Here is a 22,675-nt window from a genome sequence, read left to right as displayed (position 1 = left end):
ACTAGTCTCGGTGAATGTATACAGGGTTATTATACTAATTTTTCTCCTGTTTTGCGAATTCCGAAGATCTGTGCGCAGTAATTCCGTAGAACACCACCGCAAGGAGCTGTGCCGTAACGGATATCCCTATCATCAGCGTCACGTTGTGGTCGTAGAAATATCCTGTGATCCAGCTTCCAAGGAACCAGGCTATGCCGAACCCTGTCTCGAATATGCCGAACCCGGTGGACCTCATGGACTTCGGAATGATCTTTCCGACGGCGGCCTTCATGATACTCTCCTGAGCGCCCATGCCTATCCCCCACAAGACGATGCCAGCGGTGATGAGAGCAGGATCTTTCGTGGAAAAGATGAGCACCGGGAACAGCGCGGACAGCGCCGTGGAGATCATGAGGCTCTTGAGCCCGGCCTTGTCGAAGAGCCAGCCGAAGAAAAGAGCTGCGACCGCGTCCACAGCCATGGCAAGCGCATACAGAAGGCTCAGCGTATACAGTGGAAACGCCCCGCTCCTGGAGCCCTGCAGTGTGATAATAGGGAAATCGATGAATCCGAAGGCGAAGAGGCAGATCGCCACCATGTAGAAAATAAAGTCATTCCTGAACACGAACTTCTCTCTTGTGTCGGGCGTCTTGTCGAATTCTTCCGGATGAGGGTACTTGTGTCTGGCAAGCAGTACCAGAAGCACCGTGATGATCCCTGGTATGCCCAGGAAAAGGAAGGATATCCTGCAGGTGTGCAGGCTGCTGTCTCCCGCGTTGATACGGCTTATCACAAACAGTATCACAGGTCCGAGGAAAGCGCCCAGCTGGTCCAGAAACTCCTGCCACGCAAAGCCCATGCCCTGGCCGACCTCCGCCGAGGCGAAGCTGACCAGAGTATTTTTTGCCGGCTTTTTTACAGCTTTTCCCACTCTCTCCATCACGACCAGACTGCAGGCGATGATCCACCCCTGGTCAGGCACGAGAGCAAGGGCCGGTATGGCCATGACCTGGATAGTGTATCCCAGGATGACCATGGTCCAGTACTTCTTCGATCTGTCTGCGATCATTCCAGATGCGATCCTGAGGCCGTATCCGAGGAGCTCACCGAGGCCGGAAACGAAACCGATGGCGGCACCAGAAGCGCCTGTCAGGCTCAAGTACTCGCCGAGGATGCTCCTTGCTCCCTCGTGGGTCATGTCTGAGAAAAGGCTCACTATACCCATGAGCGTAATGAAGGCCAGAGCACCGGAACCCGTGAAGGCGCTCGCCACGAAATTGCTCAGCTTGCTGTTATTTTTGTTTTTTCCATCTGTCGTCATGACCAATCTCCGTTTCCGGCACGCTTCTTCTGATCTGTCAAATTCTGTCTGCTGTCGCCCCGTGCTTGTTCCGTGTCGCAAAAAACACATACTGTCACATGGTATTCCACTGAGCACACATAGTAAAGACCGTCGGTCATTTTGTTTGAAAAAGTTTACATTATTGAAATCTCATGCAGTTTGTTTTAGAATTTCAGACGGTGCTCTGCGCTCCTCCGAAATCCATCGGAGAGAAGATGTGATTTCCTTTTAAGGAAACATGTACTTGAAAAAGGGGTGCGTCCCCAGAATGGAGTTTACAAATGAATAGTTCAGATCAGAGACAGCTGACCGTAAGAAGCCTTGTTATAGGCGTCATCGGATCAGTTATCATCACCATGAGCTCGATGTTCATCGCATTGAGGCTCAGTTCTCTGCCGTGGCCGATAGTATTCGTGGCCCTGGCATCTATGTTTTCCCTCAAGCTCATGGGAAATACCAATCTAAATGAGATCAACGTAACACATACCGCAATGTCGGCCGGGGCCATGGTGTCCGGCGGCCTGGCATTCACTATCCCAGGCATATGGATGCTTATGCCGGACGAGAAGCCCTCTTTCCCCGTGATCCTCGCCATTTCGGTCGGCGGCACGGTGCTGGGGCTGATCTTCACAGTTTTTATCCGCAAGTATTTCGTAGAAGAAAAGGGACTTGAATACCCCATGGGTCAGGCGGCGGCGGACACCCTGCGCGCAGGAGATGAGGGCGGCCAGAAGGCGAAGACTCTTTTCACAGCCATGGGTATCACCGCGGTGTTCACCGTTTTCCGCGACTGGCTCCACAAGATACCAGCCGCGTGGATGAGCAAGAAGGCTGCGGCATACGGTTCGTCGGCGGGAATATGGTTCTCCCCAATGATGATCGGAGTGGGATTTCTGCTTGGACCTTCGCTCATCTTCATCTGGTTCCTTGGCGCAGTCCTCGGCGACTTCGGCATCCTCTTTCTCGGGGTAAAAGGAGGATTCCTCACAACGCCAGCAGCCGTCTCTCTCAAGGCATCTCTCGGTATCGGGATGATGGTGGGCTGCGGCCTCGGCATAATCATTAAGGGTATCCTCCCCAAGCTTAAGGATATTTTCACAGCATCGTTTTCCGCTCAGAGCAGCGACGACATCTCCCTCAGACCTTCGATGACCGGTGTTCTGGTCATCGTGATCGCCGCAGTCTTCGCGACGGTCTGCAACATGGGCATCGGAGCATCGGTGATCACCATAGTCGGCGCCTGGCTTGCGGTCTACATGTCATCTGAGAGCGTGGGCACCACGGGCGTAAATCCGATGGAGATCTTCGGAATGCTGGTGATGCTCTGCGCCCGGGCTATCACGACAGTCGGTTCGGTCGAGTCGTTCTACGTGGCCGCAGTCGTGGCCGTGGCGGCCGGCCTGGTCGGCGACGTGATGAACGATTTTAAGGTTGGATATTCCTTTGGCACGAGCCCGAAGGCCCAGTGGATCGCCGAGGCAGTAGGCGGAATCGCCGGTGCCGTCGCCGCAGCGGCAGCGCTGATGGCGGTGTACACGGCCTACGGCCCGGAGGCCATAGGCGGTCCCGAGTTTCCTGCCGCACAGGCGGCGGCCGTGGCTTCCATGGTATCCGGCATCTCAAACGTGCCGGCGTTCATAGTCGGCATCGTAGCAGCAACAGTCCTCTACTGCCTGGGTCTTCCGGTCATGACTCTTGGACTCGGAGTTTATCTTCCTGCGTATCTTTCGCTGACAGCTTCTCTCGGAGGACTGATCAGGTTCTTCGTGAACAGGAGAGTAAAAAAAGTTCCGGAGAGCAAGGCCGTGGAAAAAGGGACTCTTATCGCTTCAGGCTGCCTTGGCGGCGAGGCGATAATAGGAGTCATCATATCGATAGTGCTGGCGCTTCAAGCTCTGTAGACGCTGATACAAAAAGCCGGAGGATGTTGTTCCCCCGGCTTTTTCAATTGTTCCATGCGTATGCGTGTCAGTGAGAAACGTCCCCGGTGACACAGCTCTCTCTTATCGCCCTTATCTCAGAGTAGAGGAGCGTCTCTTTTTTTAGCAGCTGCTCTGCCGCCTTTTCCAGGAATTTCCTGTTGTTCAGCAGGAGCTCCCTCGTCTGGAGCATCAGTCTTTCCATCTCAGATGCGACCCCCGCCCTGATTTGAGCCCTGTATCCATCGGGCATACTCGAGCTTCTGCCACTCGATATCATATGGAGCCCCAGAGTACCGCTTTCAATGATACCCTCCTCAATGACTTCTGCGGCATTTGAAAGGTCCTCGCCACAGCCGCTGGCCACGGCCTCGGAGTAGTACATCTCCACCGCGGCTTTTCCTGCCAGATACACCATGACCATGTGCGGTCTCCTGTATATGACGCTGCACCTGTTAACGAACCCGCAGCCGTCTCCATATCCGACTGGTCTTATCGAAGCGAGCCCGATGCTCCCCTTGTAGAGCACCTCTGCCGCCACAAGGTGTCCGGCCTCGTGAAGAGCCACTTTTCTCATCTTTTCTTCTGACCTGTCTCTGACCGTCTCGGTGGTCCCGTACTGCAGCCTGAGTACCGCCTTGAGAAAATCATCCATTTCTATCAGTTCCTTTCTCGCCGAAGCTGCGCTGATGGCCGCCTCGTTCAGGATCGTCTCAAGTTCCGCACACGACCTGTATCTGATCATTTTTGTAAGATCCTCCATGTTCACTGAACTGTCCACCGGTTTATCAGACAGGTAGTGACTGATTATGGCCTCAGCCTCGTCCTCTGCGGGGCGATGGACCATTATTCTCCTGTCGAACCTTCCTGTGCGTATCAGGGAACCCGGCAGCTTGTCGATGTCGTTCGCCGTGGCGATGACCGTGACCCCGGAATCTCTGGCCCCGTCTATACATGCCTGGACGGCGACATATTCCTCTGCATCCTGGTGTGTCCTGTCCTCGTTTGCAAACTTGTCCATATCGTCCAGGAACACGATACACGGCTGGTTTTTTCCGGCCTCCTCAAAGGTCTCCACAATATGTTTAATAAAGTCGTCGCTCCCTTTGTCACGGCGTATCACGAAGCTAGTAAGTCCCGCCTCCTCCACAAAGCATCTTGCCATCAGTGTTTTTCCTACGCCCGGTGCCCCGTGGAGAAGGATACCCTGAGGCATTCTTGCGCCCAGCCTCTCGTATGCCTCCCTGTTATGTATCATGTCGCATATCTGTATAAGTTCTTCTTTGATGGGCTCGTAACCTATCACCTTGTCAAATGCACTCATCTGGCTCTCCTCTCTATAGATCTCATTATCAGTTCTGTCGCTCTGCGCCCGTACTCATCAATCTCTCGAGACGCTGAACCCGCCCCACTTCCTGACCGACGGTTCCTCCGAGAGTTCTTTTGAAAAGACGCCGAACTCCAGGTAGTAAAAAGGCAGTGCTCTGTCCGCCAGAACGGCGGCACCGAGGTCAGAGAGCGAGATGCCCCCTCTGTAAAGGTCCAGGAAGATAGTAAAATTCCCCAGTGCATCCTCCATCTCATCATCGCAGGCCATAAACTTGAAATACACCTGGCGGCCATCCACGAAAGTATATGCGGCGTACAGTTCGCCGTCGCACTCGTTCAGCCGGACCCTCGACGCCCATTCGATGTTCTTTTCCATTGTCGACAAGAATTCCTCTTCACTCATGTTCGTTCCGTCCATCACGAATTCGTGAATGTCGGAGTTCACGTCTTTCACATCTCTCCTGAGCAGCTCCAATGCTCCGCTTATATCCATGTCATTCATCCTTTCACCTGGTTTACTCATCACCTGTAATTCAGGTATTTCAGTTATTTCAATTATTCCTGCTGTTCCATGCTGTACCTGAAGTATATCGTCGCCCTCCTCAAGGCCTCGTTGCCCGTGACTGGTATCAGCACGTCCTTCGTGACATCCTCCACCGGTCTGCCAGGCTGGCATCTGCCGCTGGTCTCCACGCAGCGGATGAACTCCTTTATCTTTATCGCCTTCCATTCGTCGTATGTGCCGCCAAAATATATCTCTTTAAGAGATATGCATCCCCTGAAGGCCCCATCCTCTATACTATAGAGCTTTCTGGGAATGATGACCCTCTCCAGGTGAGTGCATCCCGCGAAGCAATCCTCCGGGATCTCGCTGATGTATTTGTTCAGGATCACCTCCTTTAACCTGTTGTTGCTCCTGAACGCTCCAGGTCGGATGTTTATTACTAAATGCCCGTTGTATTCCTGAGGGATGCGTATGCGCCCGGCTTTTCTGTCCCTCACGCCGTAAACACCATATGCGACCCTGCTCCCAATTCCGCATGACGGCCCGCAGATAACATCGCATTCCGTAATGCTTTCACCAACTGATGTTTTCTGTTTTTCCATACTGGTCTCCTTCACACCTGCGGCGATCGGACCGCATCTCACATTTCATTTCTTAGTTTCTGATCACATTATAGAAATCCATATGAGACAAATTCGGGACATGATATCGATACACGAAAAAAAGCGCCCTTCGGATAAACCGAAAAGCGCTGATTTTTATGTTGGCCCCAAAGTACCGTCAGAGTATTAATTGACGCCCTATCAATAGATAAGGGTGGGTACTTCTCTCCTCAGCCGCTGAAGTCCGCTCGCAGGCGGCAGGTCATTGGCAGTCAGTCCTAAGAATCCCGATGAAGAAGTGTAGGTTCAATTAAAAGCCTCCAACGCATACCCCAGGAAACCCCTTGATTCATTATAGTTTCATTCCACGAGGATTTCAACGTCGCAGATCTGATTTTATTCCTCCTCAGGAAGGTCACAATTGAATGCCACCTTCTGAACGTCATCATTATCTTCCAGAGTGTCGATGAGCTTCCTCAGTGACTTCATGTCGTCAGGAGCGACAGATGCATCGATTGATGCGACGAACTCCACCTCGGACTGAGCTACCTCATAACCCGCCTCTTTGACTCCATCGGTCACGGCCTTGAGGTCTCCCGGATCACAGAGGATCTCGAAGGCGTCATCCTCGACCTTCATGTCCTCGGCTCCTGCATCCAGAGCAGCCATCATGATCTCGTCCTCGTCGATATCATCTGTCTTTTCCACCAGAATGACGCCCTTTCTGGAGAACATGTAGGAAACGCATCCAGGTGTTCCAAGGTTTCCTCCGTTCTTGTCAAAGGTGGATCTGATAAAGGAAGCCGTCCTGTTCTTGTTGTCTGTGAGCGCCTCCACGATGATGGCCACGCCGGACGGACCGTAGCCCTCGAATGTCAGCTCTTCGTAGGACTCGCCCTCCAGCTCTCCAGTTCCCTTCTTGATGGCTCTTTCGATGTTGGCTCCCGGCATTCCAATGGACTTGGCCTTGTCGATCGCGGCTCTGAGAGTGAAGTTGAATTCAGGATCTCCTCCGTCCTTTGCCGCAACTATGATCTGTCTCGTATACTTTGTGAACATTGCGGAACGCTTTGCGTCCTGTGCAGATTTCCTCCCTGCGATCGTGCCGTGTCTACCCACCGGGTACCTCCTTATATAGCAAAAATTTATTTTTCCTCAAAAATCCAATGAATTATACACCTCTCAGGCGCATATGGCAAGTAGTCGCGGCTCACAAGCCTGCGGCTCTGCGTAATTTGCCTCGATGCCGCAGTGATTCGAGCTACGCCATCTTCTTTTCCCGGCCGGCGTCGGGATCGACATCAGAGGAATTCTCCTCCTTTTCCAGATTTTTGAAGGCCGTGGCCATCATCATCTTTATCCTGTTCATCTGGTTGACGTTGCTGGCGCCCGGATCGTAGTCGATGGCCACTATGTTGGCATCCTCGTCGTATGTCCTGAGAGCCTTGATCATGCCCTTTCCTACCACATGGTTAGGAAGGCATGCGAATGGCTGAAGGCAGAGGATGTTCTTTACCCCATTATCGATGAGGTCCACCATTTCTCCTGTGAGGAGCCACCCCTCGCCGCACTGGTTGCCGATGGAGATTATCTTGGATGCGTTCTCCGCTGTGTTTTCAATATACTCGTCGGTGTAGAACCGCTTGCTCCTCCTGCAGGCCTCCCTGGCGAATTCGCGGAAATGCTCCACGAACCTGAGGGAAAAGCGGTTCTTCCGCATCTCGCTCCTGGTACCGGAGAGGTGCTGGTAGTCGTAGATCTTGTTGAGCATTGAATACTCGAAGAAGTCAATGAAGGCCGGAACGACTGCCTCGCCTCCCTCTTCCTCGATGACGTCCACCAGGTTGTTGTTGGCGTTCGGATGATACTTGACCAGTATCTCTCCCACAACACCGATCTTAGGCTTCTTTATGTCCTCGTATATCGGCAGGTTATCGTAGGCATCCACGATGTCGTTGATGTTCCTCTTGAACCGCCTCAGATTGTGATCAAGTACGTTCTCGATGATCCTGTCGTACCACGAGTCCATGATGGCGTTGGCACTGCCTTTCACCTTTTCATAAGGCCTCGTCCTGTAGAGGCACTTCATGATCAGGTCGCCGTAGACCACGGCGTATACAAGGCTGAGTGCCATGTTGATGGTTATCTTGAACCCGGAGTTCTTCTCCAGTCCGGCCATGTTGAACGAAATGACCGGCACCTGCTCCATTCCAAGGTCCTTAAGAGCTTTTCTCAGCAGGGCAACGTAATTGCTGGCTCTGCATCCGCCTCCGGTCTGAGACATGAAAACCCCGGTGCGGTCGAGGTCGTACTCTCCCGACTTCAGCGCGGAGATGATCTGCCCGAGCGTGACGATCGTCGGGTAGCACGCATCGTTGTTGATGTACCTCAGGCCCTCCTCGTCCGAAGACTTAGTAACAGGTGGCAGCAGTACAGCGTTGTATCCGGCCGCCTGGAGGATCGGTGCGAAGTACTGGAAGTGGATCGGAGACATCTGAGGTATCAGGAGCGTGTATCCCTCCTTCTTCATCTCCTTTGTGAACTCGACCCTCTTGTACGGCTCGTTGATCCCCTTGGCGTGGGTGCCGTTTTTCTTTCTCTCCATCATGGCCGCCTTGAGGGAACGGATCCTGATCTTTGCGGCGCCCAGGTTAGAGCCCTCGTCTATCTTGAGCTGCGTATAAAGCTTGTTGTTCTCGTCAAGGAGCTCGTTGACCTCATCGGTGGTGACGGCGTCGAGACCGCAACCGAAGGAGAAGAGCTGTACCAGCTCAACGTCGTCCCGCTCTCCTGCGAATACCGCCGCTCTGTAGAGGCGCGAGTGGAACATCCACTGATCCAGCACCCTGATGTCCCTTGCTATCTTCACCTTGTCAGCCACGGAATCCTCGGTGAGGACCGCCATGCCAAGAGATGTGATCACGGAATCTATGCCGTGGTTGATCTCCGGGTCGATGTGATATGGACGGCCGGAGAGGATGATGCCCTTGACATCGTTTTCCTCCATGTATTTCAGAGTCTCGGTCCCCAGCTGGCTCATCCTGTCCTTGAACGCCCGGTAACTCTCTCTGCCGGCCTTAACGGCCTCCCTGAGCTCTTCTTTCGTGATCCCGCTGTGGATGAGTGAATAATCTCTCTTGTCATCCTTGAAATCGTAGGTCTTGTTTATGTTTTCAAGGGCCTCGTTGTCGATCTCCCGCTTGCCGTTGAAGAACTTGTACATCTCCTCCACGAAGCGGTCGTCCCTGTCGAACGGGATGAACGGATGGTAGAATTCCACGCCGTTGTCGTAGAAAATATCGGCCATGTTCTTGTCGATGACCTCAGGATAGGTGGCCACGATCGGGCAGTTGTAGTGGTTTGCAGCGGTCGGGTCCTCCACCACCTCATACTGGATGCACGGATAGAATATCCGCTTCACGCCCTTGTTCACCAGCCACTTGATGTGGCCGTGGACCAGCTTCGCCGGGTAGCAGGCCGTATCTGAAGCGATGGTGTCCATCCCCTCCTCGTAGATCTTCTTGCTGCTCGGCGGACTCAGAACGATCCTGAATCCGAGCTTGTTGAAAAAGGCGTTCCAAAACGGGTAGTCCTCGTGAATGTTAAGCACCCTGGGCATCCCAATCTCACCTCTCCAGGCCTCGTCCCGGCTGAGTATCTTCCTGCCGAAAATAAGCTTGTACTTTTCCTGGTAGAGATTCGGCAGGTCGTTCTTCTTCTTTTCTTCACCGGCACCTCTCTCGCAGCGGTTTCCCGTCACGTATCTGCTTCCGTCGGAAAAGGTGGATATGGTCAGCATGCAGTTGTTTCCGCACTTGCCGCAGCGCCCGTTTTCCGTGTGTACGGAAAAATCAGAAAGCTTGTCCGCGGTGAGTGTAGCGGAGCGCTCGCCCTCGACGTAGTTCTCCCTCGCGATTATCGATGCACCGAAAGCGCCCATGAGTCCTGAAATGTCAGGCCTCACGACGTTCTTTCCGAGGACCAGCTCGATGGATCTCAGGACTGCGTCGTTCAGGAACGTTCCTCCCTGGACCACGATCTTGTCACCGGTCTCATTAGGATTCCTGAGCTTGATGACCTTGTACAGGGCATTCTTTATTACCGAAAGCGACAGTCCGGCGGAGATGTCCTCGATGGTGGCACCTTCCTTCTGGGCCTGCTTTACCTTTGAGTTCATGAACACAGTGCACCTGGTGCCCAGATCCACAGGCCTTCTGGATTCCAGAGCCGCCTCCGCGAACTCCGGCACCTCCATGCCAACGGATTTTGCATAGGTCTCCAGGAAAGAACCGCATCCAGAGGAGCATGCCTCGTTCAGCATGATACTGTTGATGGCGCCGTCCTTTACCTTCATGCACTTCATGTCCTGTCCGCCTATGTCCAGGATGAACGTAACTCCTGGCAGGAACTCCTCAGCGGCCTTGTAGTGGGCCATGGTCTCGATCTCACCTTCGTCTATCTTGTAGGCTGCCTTGATGAGACCCTCTCCGTAGCCGGTAGCCACGGACCTTCCGATATAGGCGTCCTCCGGGAGCTGAGAATACAGTTCCTCAAGTATATTTCTAACGACCTTGAGAGGATTTCCCTCGTTGCTCTGGTAGTGCTCGAATATCAGCTCCTTGTCGTTGTTTATGACGGTGGCCTTTGTGGTCGTAGAGCCTGCGTCGATCCCCAGGAAAACCGGTCCCTTTGCCTTCGAGATATCTCCACGCTTGATCTTAGCCTTGCTGTGCCTGTCCCTGAACTCCTGCAGCTCCTGCTCATCCTTGAAGAGAGGCTGGATGTACTTTGTACCCGACAGCTTGTCAGGATCAGCGTTCTCGATCCTCTTGATGAGCTGCGAGATGCTGACCTCGTCGGAGTCCTTCTCCTTTCCGGCCAGGTATGCCGCGCCGATGGCGACGAAGTACTTGGAGTTTTCAGGAAAAACGATCTCCTCCGGCTTCAGGTGGAGCGTCTCGATGAAACGCTTCCTCAGCTCGGACAGATATGTGAGAGGTCCACCGAGAAATGCCACGTGCCCCTTGATCGGATGTCCGCAGGCAAGCCCGCTTATGGTCTGGTTCGCCACGGCCTGAAAAACAGATGCAGCGATGTCCTCCACCCTCGCACCGTCGTTGATGAGAGGCTGGATATCGGTCTTGGCAAACACTCCGCACCGGGAAGCGATCGGATAGATCATCTTCATACCCTTTGCGGCCTCGTTGAGGCCCTGGGCGTCGGTGTTCAGGAGAACTGCCATCTGGTCGATGAAAGCGCCCGTGCCTCCTGCGCAGGTGCCGTTCATCCTCTGCTCGACGGTTGAACCGTAGTAAGTGATCTTTGCGTCCTCTCCGCCCAGCTCAATGGAAACATCGGTCTCCGGGATCAGTTCCTCCACCGCACGGCTGCAGGAGATGACCTCCTGCTCGAACCTGATGCCGAAGAGATCAGCAAGGGACATTCCACCGGAGCCGGTGATCACAGCCTTTACCTTGAGATCTCCTTCCTTTTTCTCCAGATCCTCCAGCAGCTCCTTCACCTTGTCGAACACGTTGGACATGTGCCTCTCATACCTGGAATAGACGATGTTGTTGTCGTCATCAAGTATGATCAGCTTTACTGTCGTGGATCCTACGTCGATTCCTAATCTCATAAAAACCTCTTGAATAGAATAAAAATCCGCAAGGCCATGTGGCTCTTACGAATTTTTCAAAGTCAAAAATAGATAACGGGCAAACCGTAAGCCGGGTTCTGTATTAAACGATCATCCATCTACGACTGCCATTGCTGACAGCCTCCAGCGACTTACCTCTCGGGGGCAGCGGGCCACTGCACTACAAACCCTGTCTTAGTCTTGCTCCGGATGGGGTTTACACGGCCGCAATGTCTCCATTGCGCCGGTGAGCTCTTACCTCACCATTTCAACCTTACCACGGCATTACCCGTTTCGGCGGAATGTTTCTGTTGCACTTTCCCTATAGTTACCTACGCCAGACGTTATCTGGCATCCTCGCCCTGTGGAGCCCGGACTTTCCTCATGCATACTGCACGCGATCGTCTGGTTTACCCGCTAGGTTATTATAAGTGTTAAACGCCTTTTGTCAAGCTGAAACACCTTTATTTACCACTATGTGCAAGGGATTTTTTTCTGTTCTTCCTGACCTCATTGCCGTAATTCACGGCGATCAGCAGCAATACCGCAAATCCGATGTATCCCTGTATCGGATAGAGTATCTCGACGATGGTCTTGAATCCGCTGAGTCCGACGACCAGACCTATGGCGGCGCTGACCACCATGATCCAGATCTTGGACTTTCCTTCCTTCAGCTTCGTGCTGAAACCGTAGAAGGTGCTGGCGGCAGTCGAATATACCGCAACATAAAGCACCACGGCGTACACCACGTTGAGTACCGGTGACACCTTCATGGCGTATCCCAGCATCGGCAGGTCCAGCCTGCTGGCCAGGTTCATATCCGTGAGTATCACGAGGAGGAGCGACAGGGTCAGAACACCAAGGAGCAGGGTCCCAAGAAGAGATCCTGCAAAAGCAGTCTTTCTGTTTTTCGCCCGTATCGCGGTAGCTGCGGCCATGGTTATCATGCCCAGGCAATCGTAAGATACAAACACCAGCGCTGCGATCCACGGAGTCGGTGTCATGGACCCTGGCTGGTATCCGGATACCGGGCCGCTCTGGTCCTGCCCCTTCATGAGCACCATGACTATGGCTATCATCACCACAGTAAACGTGATGGGGATCAGAGTCCTGAAAACACCGGAGATCCTCTGGAAGTCTCCTGCGGCGGTAGCGACGGTAAGAACGACAATGATCGTCCCGCCGACTATCTTGTTCACTCCGAACTGGTATTCGAGGAGAGAGCCTCCGGCAGCGGACATGGCGATTATCATGGAATAGTATATTATGGCAAGGACCCATCCGATGACGTCGTCCACTACCTTGCTGTTGAAAGGCGACACCACCTTCCCCAGTTCCTGTGTGTCCTTGCTGATGGCGATGTAGCTGATCATGTGTCCGAAGACCACGAAACAAACGGTCGCCAGCAGGATCCCCTTTATGCCGTCCTTTCCGAACACACCAAAGAACTGCCATGTCTCTCTTCCCGACGCAAAACCGGCACCCATGATGACTCCGATGTACATCACGGCGACCTGTATCACGTTAAGTTTTCCCCTATCCATGTGAGATACTCTCTTTCCTCTTCCAGCTCTGCTATTCTGTCATTCCAATCTCCCGTGCTCCTCCCGAGGTTCTCTATCTCCTGGCGGATGCTTTCGAATTTCCAGTCGAGCCTTTTTTGTAAAAGCCTTTTCTGGTCCGGCGGAAGCTCCCGAAAAGACTCGGGGTACCGCCAGCGGCAGTTTCTCCCCTCTTCGAGGAGCCGCACCAGTCCATCCTCCCCGGAAAACTCCGGAAAAAACTCATTTCCTTTTTCCGGTGCAAGGGCCGTTATTATCTCACAGATGAACTTGCCCTCCGGAGCGAGCGTTTCCCGTGCGATCCTCCACCCGGTCAGATGGAGATAGAGCCTGAGCTCTCCGCTGTTGTTCCTCGGCTGGAGCACGAGTTTCCTGAAGGAGTTCGTCCTCTTCTGGTCGGCGGCCAGGATGCCTGCTATGGTACGGCCTCCGAGGCCTCCGATAACGACCGTGTCCACCTCTCCCGGAAGGATGGTGGAAAGGCCGTCTCCAACTCTGAAACAGGGGGCTGGAAAATCAAACCCCTGTTCAATGCAATTGCCTTTTGCTTTTTTCATGGAGCCAGCGCTGATGTCAGACATGATCACCATAGGTGATATTCCGTTTTTCATCAGCAGGATCGGGATGTAAGCGTGGTCAGTGCCTATGTCGGCGACCCGTTCACCCTTTCCTATCTGGCCATACATCGCTAACAATCTGGGGCTGAGCTTCATGGGCTACTCCAGATAGTCTCTCAGCTTCTTGCTCCTGGACGGATGTCTCAGCTTCCTCAGGGCCTTTGCCTCGATCTGCCTGATCCTCTCGCGGGTGACGTTGAACTCTTTTCCAACTTCCTCGAGAGTCCTCGGCCTGCCGTCCTCGAGGCCAAATCTGAGCATGAGGACCTTCTTCTCCCTCTCCGAAAGGGTGTCCAGCACCTCCATGAGCTGTTCCTTCAGCATTGAGTACGCCGCAGCGTCCACAGGCGCCGGAACGTCGTCGTCAGGGATGAAGTCTCCGAGGTGGGAATCCTCCTCCTCACCGATAGGCGTCTCCAGGGAAACAGGATCCTGGGATATCTTCTTGATCTCTCTCACCTTTTCCACGGTTATGCCCATCTCCTTGGCGATCTCCTCGGCGGTAGGCTCGCGGCCCAGCTCCTGGAGCAGCTGCCTCTGTATCCTGATGAGCTTGTTGATCGTCTCCACCATGTGGACAGGGATCCTGATCGTCCTGGCCTGGTCGGCGATGGACCTGGTGATCGCCTGTCTTATCCACCATGTTGCATAGGTGGAGAACTTGAATCCCTTTGTGTAGTCGAACTTGTCCACTGCCTTGATGAGTCCGAGATTTCCTTCCTGAATGAGGTCGAGGAACGTGAGTCCTCTGTTCAGGTATCTCTTGGCTATGCTTACCACCAGCCTGAGGTTGGACTCGCACAGCTTGTTCTTGGCCTCCTCGTCTCCGTTCTGCATGCGGATGGCGAGCTCGCGCTCTTCCTCAGCCGTGAGCAGGGGAACTTTACCGATCTCCTTGAGGTACATCCTCACCGGGTCGTCAGTAGGAACGCTCTTCGGAACGGTCTTCTCTACGTCGATGCCACCGTTCTCGTCCAGCACCACTCCGTCCTCCTCATCGAGGTCCGGAACCTCGTCTCTGTTGTTGACGATGGTGACCCCTTCCTTCTCAAGCATGTCGTAGGCACCTTCGATCTCCTCTACGGAGAGCTTGAGGTCGGACAGATAGTCTCCAACCTCACCTGTGGTGATGACATTGTTGGACTTCCTGGCGGCCTCCACCAGGTCGGCAACGTACCTGTCCCTCATCTCCAGGGTCTTTTCCTGCTTTATCAGTTTTTCCTTTTCATCAGAATCAAGCTCTCTGTCAGATTCGATTTTCTTGATCTTGTCTTCAATATTCGTGCTTGCTGATTTCTTCTTAGGCATTCAAACTCCCCCTGATTCTGTTCTTCTCCCCGTCTATCTCCACGACAGCGCGGGCGAGTGCTTCAATTTCTTCTTTATCCTCATCCGATCCGCCCATCTCGAGGTCAACTATCCTGTGTTGGTATTCGGCGCGCTTTTCATCCAGCTTGTCGAGCTGGTATTCCGCCCTGCATTGCAGATAGTATTCTTCCTCTTCCGGGCCGACCGGCCTGATCAACTTCCTTACGCGGCTCTCCTCATCCGGGTCGAGCCTGGAGCAGATGTCGTCCAGGGTGATGACTCTTCCATCTCCCCAGGTCTCTGCCAGCTTTTCTGTCTCGGCGACCACCCTGCTGCCGAGAGCGGTCTCGAATGTTATCCCGTCCTCACGGGCTCTGTTAATGTACCTGCGGTTCGACATCATCAAGGATGCCAGAGAGAGCTCGAGCCGCAGCTTCCTGTCATCGGGTTCCTTCTGGATCACGTTTATGTGCTCCCGGCGCCTGTCGTATTTCGGGCTTCCGGCATCCTCTGGAAGCCTGAGCTGCGACTGAAGCGCCATCTCACCGATGCCGTAGTCGCGGTGCAGTTTCTTGATGTATATCTCCTGTTCCAGCGGATCCATCTTCCTCATGAAAGGGATGATGTCCCTGATGTAGCTCAGAAGCTGCCTCTCGTCGGTGAGGTCCCTGCCTCTGACCATGGCCTTGAATCTGAATTCAGCGGCGGGAAGGGCATCCTGAACGAGCTTCTGAAACGCCTTTCCGCCGTATTTCTTCACGTATTCGTCCGGATCCTTACCGCCGGTGACCTGGAGTATCCGAACGTTGGCCCCGGATCCATCGAAAACCTCTATACCTCTCAGGGCAGCCCTGATCCCGGCCTCATCAGAATCATACGACAGGATCACGTTTTTTGTAAATCTTGTCACCAATCTAACTTGGTTTTCTGTAAGTGCAGTCCCAAGCGAGGCTACCACGTTGGTGACTCCGTTCTGCCAGAGGGAGATCATGTCCATGTATCCCTCGACTATGAGCACCTGATCTGCCCTGCTTATGTCGGACTTGGTAATGTTCAGGCCGAAAAGATTGTTCTTCTTCAGAAAGATCTCGCTCTCCGAGGAATTCAGGTATTTCGGTCCCCTGTCGTCGTTGTTTATCTTCCTTCCGCCGAAGCCTATGACCCGTCCCGTGGTATCGAAGATCGGGAACATAACGCGGCTGCGGTACTTGTCATAAGGTCCTCTTTTTCCCTGCTTCACAAGGCCGAGGCGCAGCATGTCCTCATCGGACACACCCTGAGACTTCAGATGCTCGTAGAGGCCCTCGTACGAAGAACTGCTGTACCCGAGTCCGAACTTCGCTATTGTGCTGTCCTTCACCTGCCTGTCCCGCAGGTATTTGAGGCCCATGTTCGGCCTCGCTGTGAGCTCGTGGAAAAAGTATCTCGCCGCCATCTTGTTTATGTTGTAAAAGCGGCTGAAGTCCTCTCTTCGCCCGGTACGCTCCGGCATCTTGATGCCGTATTCGTCCGCCAGTTTCTCCACGGCCTCCATGAACGTGAGTCCCTGTTTTTTCATCACATAGGTGATCACGTCGCCCTTAGCGTGGCAGCCGAAGCAGTGGAAATACTGATCCTTCTCGTTGACGGAAAAGCTCGGTGTCTTCTCGTTGTGGAAAGGACAGAGCCCCTTATATCCGGAGCCGGCCTTTTTCAGATCCACGTCCCTTCCTATGACGTCGACTATATTTATCCGCATCTTCAGCTCGTCTACGAAATCGTTGTTCAGGGTCATCAGATCACGCCCCTTTGCTCAGGCATTTTCCCTTCGAAAAGCACTCCGTACAGCGCCGACGCGAAGTGATCCGTCATTCCGGAGACGTAGTCTCTGGCGGCAGCTGCCGGTCCGTCGTCTTCAGCTATCCTGAAGTAGAACTCAGGCATCTCCTCCGGGCGATCGAGATAGTATCCGTAAAGAGACTCGACTATCCTCTCCACCTTTTCCAGATCCTCCACGTCCTTGACCTTCTGACTGTTGTAGACGTTCCTGAACATGAACCGGCGAAGATCCATCAGGGCCTCCCTGAACTCAGGGCTCTGCCGGATCTCATCCCTGCCGCTGCTGTTCTCGGCGAGGTCGCGTATAAGGTTGTTTATCCTGCTGCTGTGCGTGCTACCAAGCACTCTTATCTCCTCTGCCGGAAGGTCCTCCGGGCTGAGAACGCCGCCTCTTATGGCATCGTCGATGTCGTGGTTGATATATGCGATCCTGTCGCTTATGCCAACGATCTGCCCCTCAAGAGTAAAGGCCTTGAGGTCTCCGCTGTGGCACAGGATCCCGTTCCTCACCTCTTCGGTGAGGTTGAGTCCGGTCCGCTTCGAGGTCTCCTCCAGCCTGTCCACCACCCTGAGGCTCTGTTCGTTGTGCTTGAAACCACCGGGGTATATCCTGTTCAGCACGGCTTCACCGCTGTGGCCGAAGGGCGTATGCCCGAGGTCGTGGCCGAGGGCGATGGCCTCGGTCAGATCCTCGTTGTAGTTCAGAATCCTGGCGATCGTCCTTGCCACCTGCGCCACCTCGAGGGTGTGGGTGAGCCTGGTCCTGTAGTGATCCCCCTCCGGCGACAGGAATACCTGCGTCTTGTGCATCAGCCTCCTGAAGGCCTTGGAGTGGACGATCCTGTCCCTGTCCCGCTGAAAATCCGTGCGAAACTGGCACTTCTCCTCCGGATCCTTCCTTCCGCGGGAATCCGCCGCCTTGCATGCCCTGGGATCCAGTCTAAGATATTCGTTTTTTTCAAGATCTGTCCTGAACTGCATGGCCCCCTCCGCTGCGCATCCTGAAGTTGTTACAAACTTTTCCTATATCCCGGTGTGGCCGAAACCGCCGGTTCCCCTTTCCGTCTCTTCAAGGGAGTCCGTAAGCTCTATCTCCACCTTTTCGTATTTTGCGATGACCATCTGTGCGATCCTGTCTCCGTTGTTTATCACGAAGTCCTCGCTGCCCCAGTTGATCAGCGGCACCTTAAGCTCTCCTCTGTAGTCCGAATCGATGGTCCCGATGCCGTTCACAAGACCTATGCCGTATTTCACGGCAAGTCCGGATCTCGCCCTGGTCTGGGCTTCGTACCCCGGAGGGAGCTCTATGAAAAGTCCCGTAGGCACCAGCATCCTCTCCATCGGATGCATCACCAGCGGACCGTCCAGGTACGCCCTGATGTCCATGCCGGAAGCTCCTTCCGTCTTGTATTCAGGGATCACACCGCTCTTGGATATCATCTTGATCTTCATGTGACTATTCAGCCTTTCCCGTGACGTTTACAATACCGTACTGATCCAGATCGCATATGAGAGTCTTGACCTCTTCCAGGTCTTTCAGCGTCACATCGTCGAAACGGGACAGGATCTCGTCCTGTGACGGACAGTACCCCCTGGCCAGGACGTCCCTGCCGTTGCTGATCATACGCGTCTGAACGCTCTCCTGGCCGAAGATGAACATGGACTTCAGCTGCTCTCTCGAGCTGTCCAGCTCATCCTGTGTGACCTCTCCGTTCCTGAGCTTGTCCAGCTCCTCGCGGATGGCGCCCAAAGCCTCGTCGACCCTGTCCTTCCCCACGCCGGCGGCGATCACGAACATGCCGGTCTCCCGGTAGTATCCCGTCATCGTGTATACGGAATAGGCGAGGCCCTTCTTCTCCCTCACTGACTGGAAAAGCCGGGACGACATCCCGCCTCCCATGACGCTGCTGAGTATCGACAGGGCATATCTCCTGTCATCTGTGACTGGGATCGCTTTCACGCCCATGGCCAGGTGGGCCTGATCGATGTCCTTCACCACTGTGACGCTCTCGCCCGGGTTCTCCACGGCCTGAGACTGTTCAACGTCTCTCTTTTTCCCGAGTCCCGCGAACTTCCCGGAAAAGTAATCCTTCACCTCCTGGTAGTCGAAGGATCCGGCTACCGAGACCACGATGGCGTCGGTCGTGTAGTGGCTGTAATAGTAGTCCGTCACCATGGCTCTCGTGAACGATGACACCGTGTCCTTGTACCCAAGCACCGGATGTGCCAGGCCGGACCCCCTGCTCATCATGGATTCCAGCGAGTCCAGAGCAACGTCATCAGGGTCGTCGGCGTTCATGTTGATCTCCTCAATGACCACCTGTTTTTCTCTCTCCATCTCCTGTGGATCGAAGGCCGGGTGCTCTATCATGTCAGTCAGCACATCGGCTATCTCCCGGAAGTGGCGGTCAAGGGATTTTATGTAAAAGCAGGTGTTTTCCTTTCCGGTAAAGGCGTTCATCTGTCCGCCTATGCGGTCGATCTCGTCCGCGATCTGAAACGCCGACCTGGTCTCCGTGCCCTTGAAAAGCATGTGTTCTATGTAGTGAGACATGCCGAATTCCTCAGGCTTTTCGTAGACCGATCCCGTGTCGCACCAGATGCCGACGGACACCGATCTCACACCTTCCATTTTCTCTGTTATCAGTCTTACTCCTGAATCGAGTACCGTGATCTCTGCCATCTATCTCCTTTCCTCCTGGTCAAGCATCTCTGTTATCTCATCCTCTGAAAGGCCGGAGTAAGGATTGTCGGGAACATACCCCATATCTGTACCCTCTCCGTCATCGGATGCGAGCTCCTCCTGCACCAGATCCTGTACCAGGACTCCGTAGCTGTCGGCGCTGTAATCGAGAGCTGTCCTGAAATCGTACTTCAGGTCATCTCCCGTGATCTTTGCCGCCCTCAGGTTGAACAGCGCATCCCTGACGGAAAGCTCTGAGCCGTCGTTCATGTCAAAGACATTGTCGTTCCTCAGATACCATTTCCTGAAGGTCTGGATCGCATCTGTCATGGCACCGGCGTCTCCCCCTTCTGCGTTCTCCGTGACTGTGCCGATGATGGATCTTCTTATCGTGTCAACAGTCACGAAGAAGTCCGTCTCCTCCTGGGGTATCATCCCCTGGACCTCATCGAAGTAGCTGTCCAGGAGCTCCAGCAGGTCCTTCTTGTCCACCTGCGCCAGGAGCACCCTCAGCTCACCATCATCGATATACTCGTCAGTCTCCAGGAGGTCTGCCACGTTCTCGAAGTATTTGAAGTCCTCTGGTCCGTCTATGTCAACGATGTCGTAAAGCCCGCTTCTGCTCATGCGTTCACCTTTCAAGTCATTTGTGTTATCATTACGGCGTCGGAAGGCCTGTATATAAAATACATAGAGGTATTCTGGCGTAACCTACATTATAGCACAATGGAGAAAGATAATGAACAGAGAAATAAAAAAAGAGATGAAATAAGCAGTGAATATAAATGGAATATCCAGGCCATGTACCCGGATGAGGCCGCCTGGCACCAGGATGTAAAAGATGCTCTGGAGATGAGCGAGAGCTTCGGCCGTTTCCAGGGCCATATCATGGACTCCCCTTCCAGCCTCCTTGATGCCCTGGAGACCGAGTGCCGGATATCCAGGAAGCTTTCCCACGCCATCGTCTACTCCCACATGAAGCAGGACGAGGACAACGGCAACAGCAAATACCTGGAGATGAACCAGAAGGCCATGACGGCGGCTGCACAGATCTCCGCAGCCCTTTCCTTCATGGTACCGGAGCTCCTGTCTGGAGATCCGGATCAGATCATGGAATACGTGGACGAGGAACCCGCTCTTGAGACATATCGCTTCATGCTCCAGCAGATCATACACCAGCAGCCTCACGTGCTGGGCAAGGAATCCGAGCATATTCTCTCCGCACTGAGTGACTCTCTCGGCGCACCGGGAGAAATCTTTTCCATGCTCAACGATGCCGACATGGACTTCGGCTCGGTAGAGGACTCCGATGGTGGGAAGCACCAGCTCACCCACGGCTCGTTCATACGCCTCATGGAGGACGAGGACAGGACACTCAGGAAGAACACATTCGAAAGGGTCTACGGCGAATACAGCAAGCTGAACAACACCATTGCCACCGCCTACAACTACAGTGTCAAAGAGGACGCTGTGATCTCCAGGCTCAGACACTATGAGTCTCCTCTGGATCAGGCCATGTCTCCCGAGATGATCCCGATCCGGGTATACGATGGCCTCATTTCGACGGTCCACGAGTACCTCCCGGCCATGTACCGCTACGTGTGTATCCGAAAGAGGGTGCTTGGTCTCGACAAGCTGGAGATGTACGACGTGTACCGCCCTCTGGTCGAACCTTCAGGGCTGGAATACACTTTTGAAGAGGCCGTTGACGTGGCCTGCAAAGCCCTGCAGCCGCTGGGAAAAGAATACGTAACCACGCTGCGCAAGGGTCTTCTCGAGGAAGGCTGGGTGGACGTTTACGAAAACAAAGGAAAGACATCTGGCGCCTACTCTTTCGGTTCCTACGACAGCTTCCCGTATATACTCATGAACTTCACGGGGCGCCTAAACGACATTTTCACCCTCGTCCACGAGGGCGGGCACTCCATGCACTCCTACTACACCCGGAAGACCCAGCCGTACATCTACGCCGGGCACTCCATTTTCACAGCAGAGGTGGCAAGCACGGTCAACGAGTCCCTGCTTATCAGGTATCTCCTCGGCGAGGCCGAAGCATCTGGAGACCTTGAGCTGAAAAAATACCTGATCAACTTCTACATAGACGAATTCAAGGCCACACTTTTCCGCCAGACCATGTTTGCGGAATTCGAAAGGGAGACCCACAAGATCGTATCTGAAGGCGGCTCCCTGACACCTGAGACCTGCAACACCATCTACGACGAGCTGAACACTCAGTACTTTGGCCCGGATATGGAGCACAGCGACCTGATCAAATACGAGTGGTCAAGGATCCCTCATTTTTACAGGGACTTCTACGTTTACCAATACGCCACGGGGTACTCTGCGGCCACAGCCATCTCTCAGCGCATCCTCTCGGGCGGGGAAAAGGAAAAACAGGACTACCTCAGGTTCCTGACGCTCGGAGATTCCGACTATCCGATAGAGCTTCTCAAGGTCGCAGGTGTGGATATGAGCACTCCAGAGCCTGTGGATTCCGCGCTCAAGGTGTTCAGCGGCCTGGTGGACCAGCTGGATCAGCTCATGGAGTAGATGAAATGGAACTGAACAAGGTCTATATTTACAAAAACAACAATAAGGCCTCTGCCGAGGCCGCGGAAAAATTTCGTGATGTCATGGAGTCCCAGGGTGTCGAAGTCACCTCTAACTACGGCGAGGCGGACATTCTGGTGTGCATCGGCGGAGACGGCGCGTTCCTCCGCTTCGTCCACGCCTGCGGCTTCCCCCGCCAGCCCATCGTGGGCATAAACACGGGGCACCTTGGCTTTTTTCAGGAGCTCAGGGCACAGCACATCAAGTCCTTCCACAGGATAATCAGTGAAGACCGCTTCACCATACAGAAGCTCCACCCTGTCAGCGCCTGCATCGTCTCCAGCCGTGGTGAGACAACGGTGCTGGGGCTGAATGAGGTCCTTTTCCGGGGACCATACACCCACCTCACCCACTTCACGATCCAGATGGGAGACACGGACATCCAGGATTTCAGCGGCGACGGCGTTCTGGTATCCACGTCTGCCGGTTCCACAGCATACAACTATTCGCTTGGTGGCGCCCTGGCCGCACCCGAGCTTGACGCATTGCAGCTCACCCCGATAGCGCCAATGAACACCAACGCCTACAGGTGCTTCAGGTCCAGCATACTCTATCCTGCAGACATGAAGCTCACCCTCAAGGCCAGCGAGAGGACGTCGAGGGACAAGATAGAGGTGGTGTACGACGGGCTGAGCGGAGTTTTCAATAACGTGCACGAGATCCGAATAACCCAGTCACCGATAACGGTGGATCTGATCCGGCTCGAGTCCTACAACTACTGGGAGAAACTCAAGTCCAAACTTCTATAGGAGAAACTTCAGATATC

General features: G+C 54.0%; 17 protein-coding genes and 1 other RNA gene. 3 read left to right on the top strand and 15 right to left on the bottom strand.

Going from position 1 to position 22,675, the window contains the following annotated elements:
• Positions 1–34: 34 nt before the first annotated feature.
• Positions 35–1,300 carry an MFS transporter gene (locus BQ7382_RS03620; protein ID WP_077390784.1) on the bottom strand — a complete coding sequence of 422 codons (1,266 nt, stop codon included), beginning with the start codon at positions 1,298–1,300 and terminating at the stop codon, positions 35–37.
• Between the two features lie 302 nt (positions 1,301–1,602).
• Between BQ7382_RS03620 and BQ7382_RS03615 the strand changes: the two genes are divergently transcribed.
• Positions 1,603–3,222, top strand: coding sequence for an OPT/YSL family transporter (locus BQ7382_RS03615; protein ID WP_077390783.1), 1,620 nt, complete (start codon positions 1,603–1,605; stop codon positions 3,220–3,222).
• 67 nt (positions 3,223–3,289) lie between these two features.
• Here BQ7382_RS03615 and BQ7382_RS03610 read toward each other — a convergent pair whose 3' ends face one another.
• From BQ7382_RS03610 to BQ7382_RS03545, 14 genes are all read right to left on the bottom strand, one after another.
• Positions 3,290–4,564, bottom strand: a complete 1,275-nt coding sequence (locus BQ7382_RS03610) for an AAA family ATPase (protein WP_077390782.1) — start codon at positions 4,562–4,564, stop codon at positions 3,290–3,292.
• A gap of 57 nt (positions 4,565–4,621) precedes the next feature.
• Complete coding sequence (locus tag BQ7382_RS03605; protein ID WP_077390781.1) at positions 4,622–5,062, bottom strand: hypothetical protein; 441 nt, start codon at positions 5,060–5,062, stop codon at positions 4,622–4,624.
• A gap of 62 nt (positions 5,063–5,124) precedes the next feature.
• The gene (locus tag BQ7382_RS03600) at positions 5,125–5,676 is read right to left on the bottom strand and encodes a leucine-rich repeat domain-containing protein (RefSeq protein WP_077390780.1); all 552 of its coding nucleotides are present in this window, start codon (positions 5,674–5,676) and stop codon (positions 5,125–5,127) included.
• A 396-nt stretch (positions 5,677–6,072) separates the two neighbouring features.
• A complete protein-coding gene (locus BQ7382_RS03595) occupies positions 6,073–6,795 on the bottom strand; it encodes a YebC/PmpR family DNA-binding transcriptional regulator (protein ID WP_077390779.1) in 723 nt (240 codons plus the stop codon).
• Between the two features lie 142 nt (positions 6,796–6,937).
• Positions 6,938–11,311, bottom strand: a complete 4,374-nt coding sequence (locus tag BQ7382_RS03590) for a 2-hydroxyacyl-CoA dehydratase (protein ID WP_077390778.1) — start codon at positions 11,309–11,311, stop codon at positions 6,938–6,940.
• 72 nt (positions 11,312–11,383) lie between these two features.
• An RNA gene (gene rnpB, locus BQ7382_RS03585) (RNase P RNA component class A) lies at positions 11,384–11,728 on the bottom strand.
• Positions 11,729–11,775: 47 nt separating this feature from the next.
• On the bottom strand, positions 11,776–12,855 hold the full coding sequence (locus BQ7382_RS03580) for a YkvI family membrane protein (RefSeq protein WP_077390777.1): 1,080 nt from the start codon (positions 12,853–12,855) through the stop codon (positions 11,776–11,778).
• Positions 12,831–13,586, bottom strand: a complete 756-nt coding sequence (locus tag BQ7382_RS03575; RefSeq protein WP_077390776.1) for a tRNA (adenine(22)-N(1))-methyltransferase — start codon at positions 13,584–13,586, stop codon at positions 12,831–12,833. Before BQ7382_RS03575 ends, BQ7382_RS03580 begins: the two co-directional genes overlap by 25 nt.
• Before the next feature lie 3 nt (positions 13,587–13,589).
• A complete protein-coding gene (gene rpoD, locus BQ7382_RS03570) occupies positions 13,590–14,798 on the bottom strand; it encodes an RNA polymerase sigma factor RpoD (RefSeq protein WP_077390775.1) in 1,209 nt (402 codons plus the stop codon).
• On the bottom strand, positions 14,791–16,572 hold the full coding sequence (dnaG, locus tag BQ7382_RS03565) for a DNA primase (RefSeq protein ID WP_077390774.1): 1,782 nt from the start codon (positions 16,570–16,572) through the stop codon (positions 14,791–14,793). Before dnaG ends, rpoD begins: the two co-directional genes overlap by 8 nt.
• Positions 16,572–17,597 (bottom strand): deoxyguanosinetriphosphate triphosphohydrolase, encoded by a 1,026-nt coding sequence (locus BQ7382_RS03560; RefSeq protein WP_077390773.1) that lies wholly within the window; start codon positions 17,595–17,597, stop codon positions 16,572–16,574. The genes dnaG and BQ7382_RS03560 overlap by 1 nt, the downstream gene beginning before the upstream one ends.
• 42 nt (positions 17,598–17,639) lie before the next feature.
• Positions 17,640–18,068, bottom strand: coding sequence for a dUTP diphosphatase (gene dut, locus BQ7382_RS03555; RefSeq protein WP_077390772.1), 429 nt, complete (start codon positions 18,066–18,068; stop codon positions 17,640–17,642).
• Between the two features lie 4 nt (positions 18,069–18,072).
• Positions 18,073–19,299: a M16 family metallopeptidase gene (locus tag BQ7382_RS03550; protein WP_077390771.1), complete on the bottom strand. Its 1,227-nt coding sequence runs from the start codon at positions 19,297–19,299 to the stop codon at positions 18,073–18,075.
• Complete coding sequence (locus BQ7382_RS03545) at positions 19,300–19,926, bottom strand: hypothetical protein (RefSeq protein WP_077390770.1); 627 nt, start codon at positions 19,924–19,926, stop codon at positions 19,300–19,302.
• A 99-nt stretch (positions 19,927–20,025) separates the two neighbouring features.
• Here BQ7382_RS03545 and pepF point away from each other — a divergent pair, with 99 nt between their 5' ends.
• Complete coding sequence (gene pepF / locus BQ7382_RS03540; protein WP_077390769.1) at positions 20,026–21,849, top strand: oligoendopeptidase F; 1,824 nt, start codon at positions 20,026–20,028, stop codon at positions 21,847–21,849.
• A 5-nt stretch (positions 21,850–21,854) separates the two neighbouring features.
• Entirely contained in the window at positions 21,855–22,658 is an 804-nt protein-coding gene (locus BQ7382_RS03535) for an NAD(+)/NADH kinase (protein WP_077390768.1), read from the top strand.
• Positions 22,659–22,675: the final 17 nt, after the last annotated feature.

This window comes from Mobilibacterium timonense, from assembly GCF_900155555.1.
Classification (GTDB): domain Bacteria; phylum Bacillota; class Clostridia; order Peptostreptococcales; family Anaerovoracaceae; genus Allobaileyella; species Allobaileyella timonense.
This window is presented reverse-complemented; position numbering and strand designations above follow the sequence as displayed.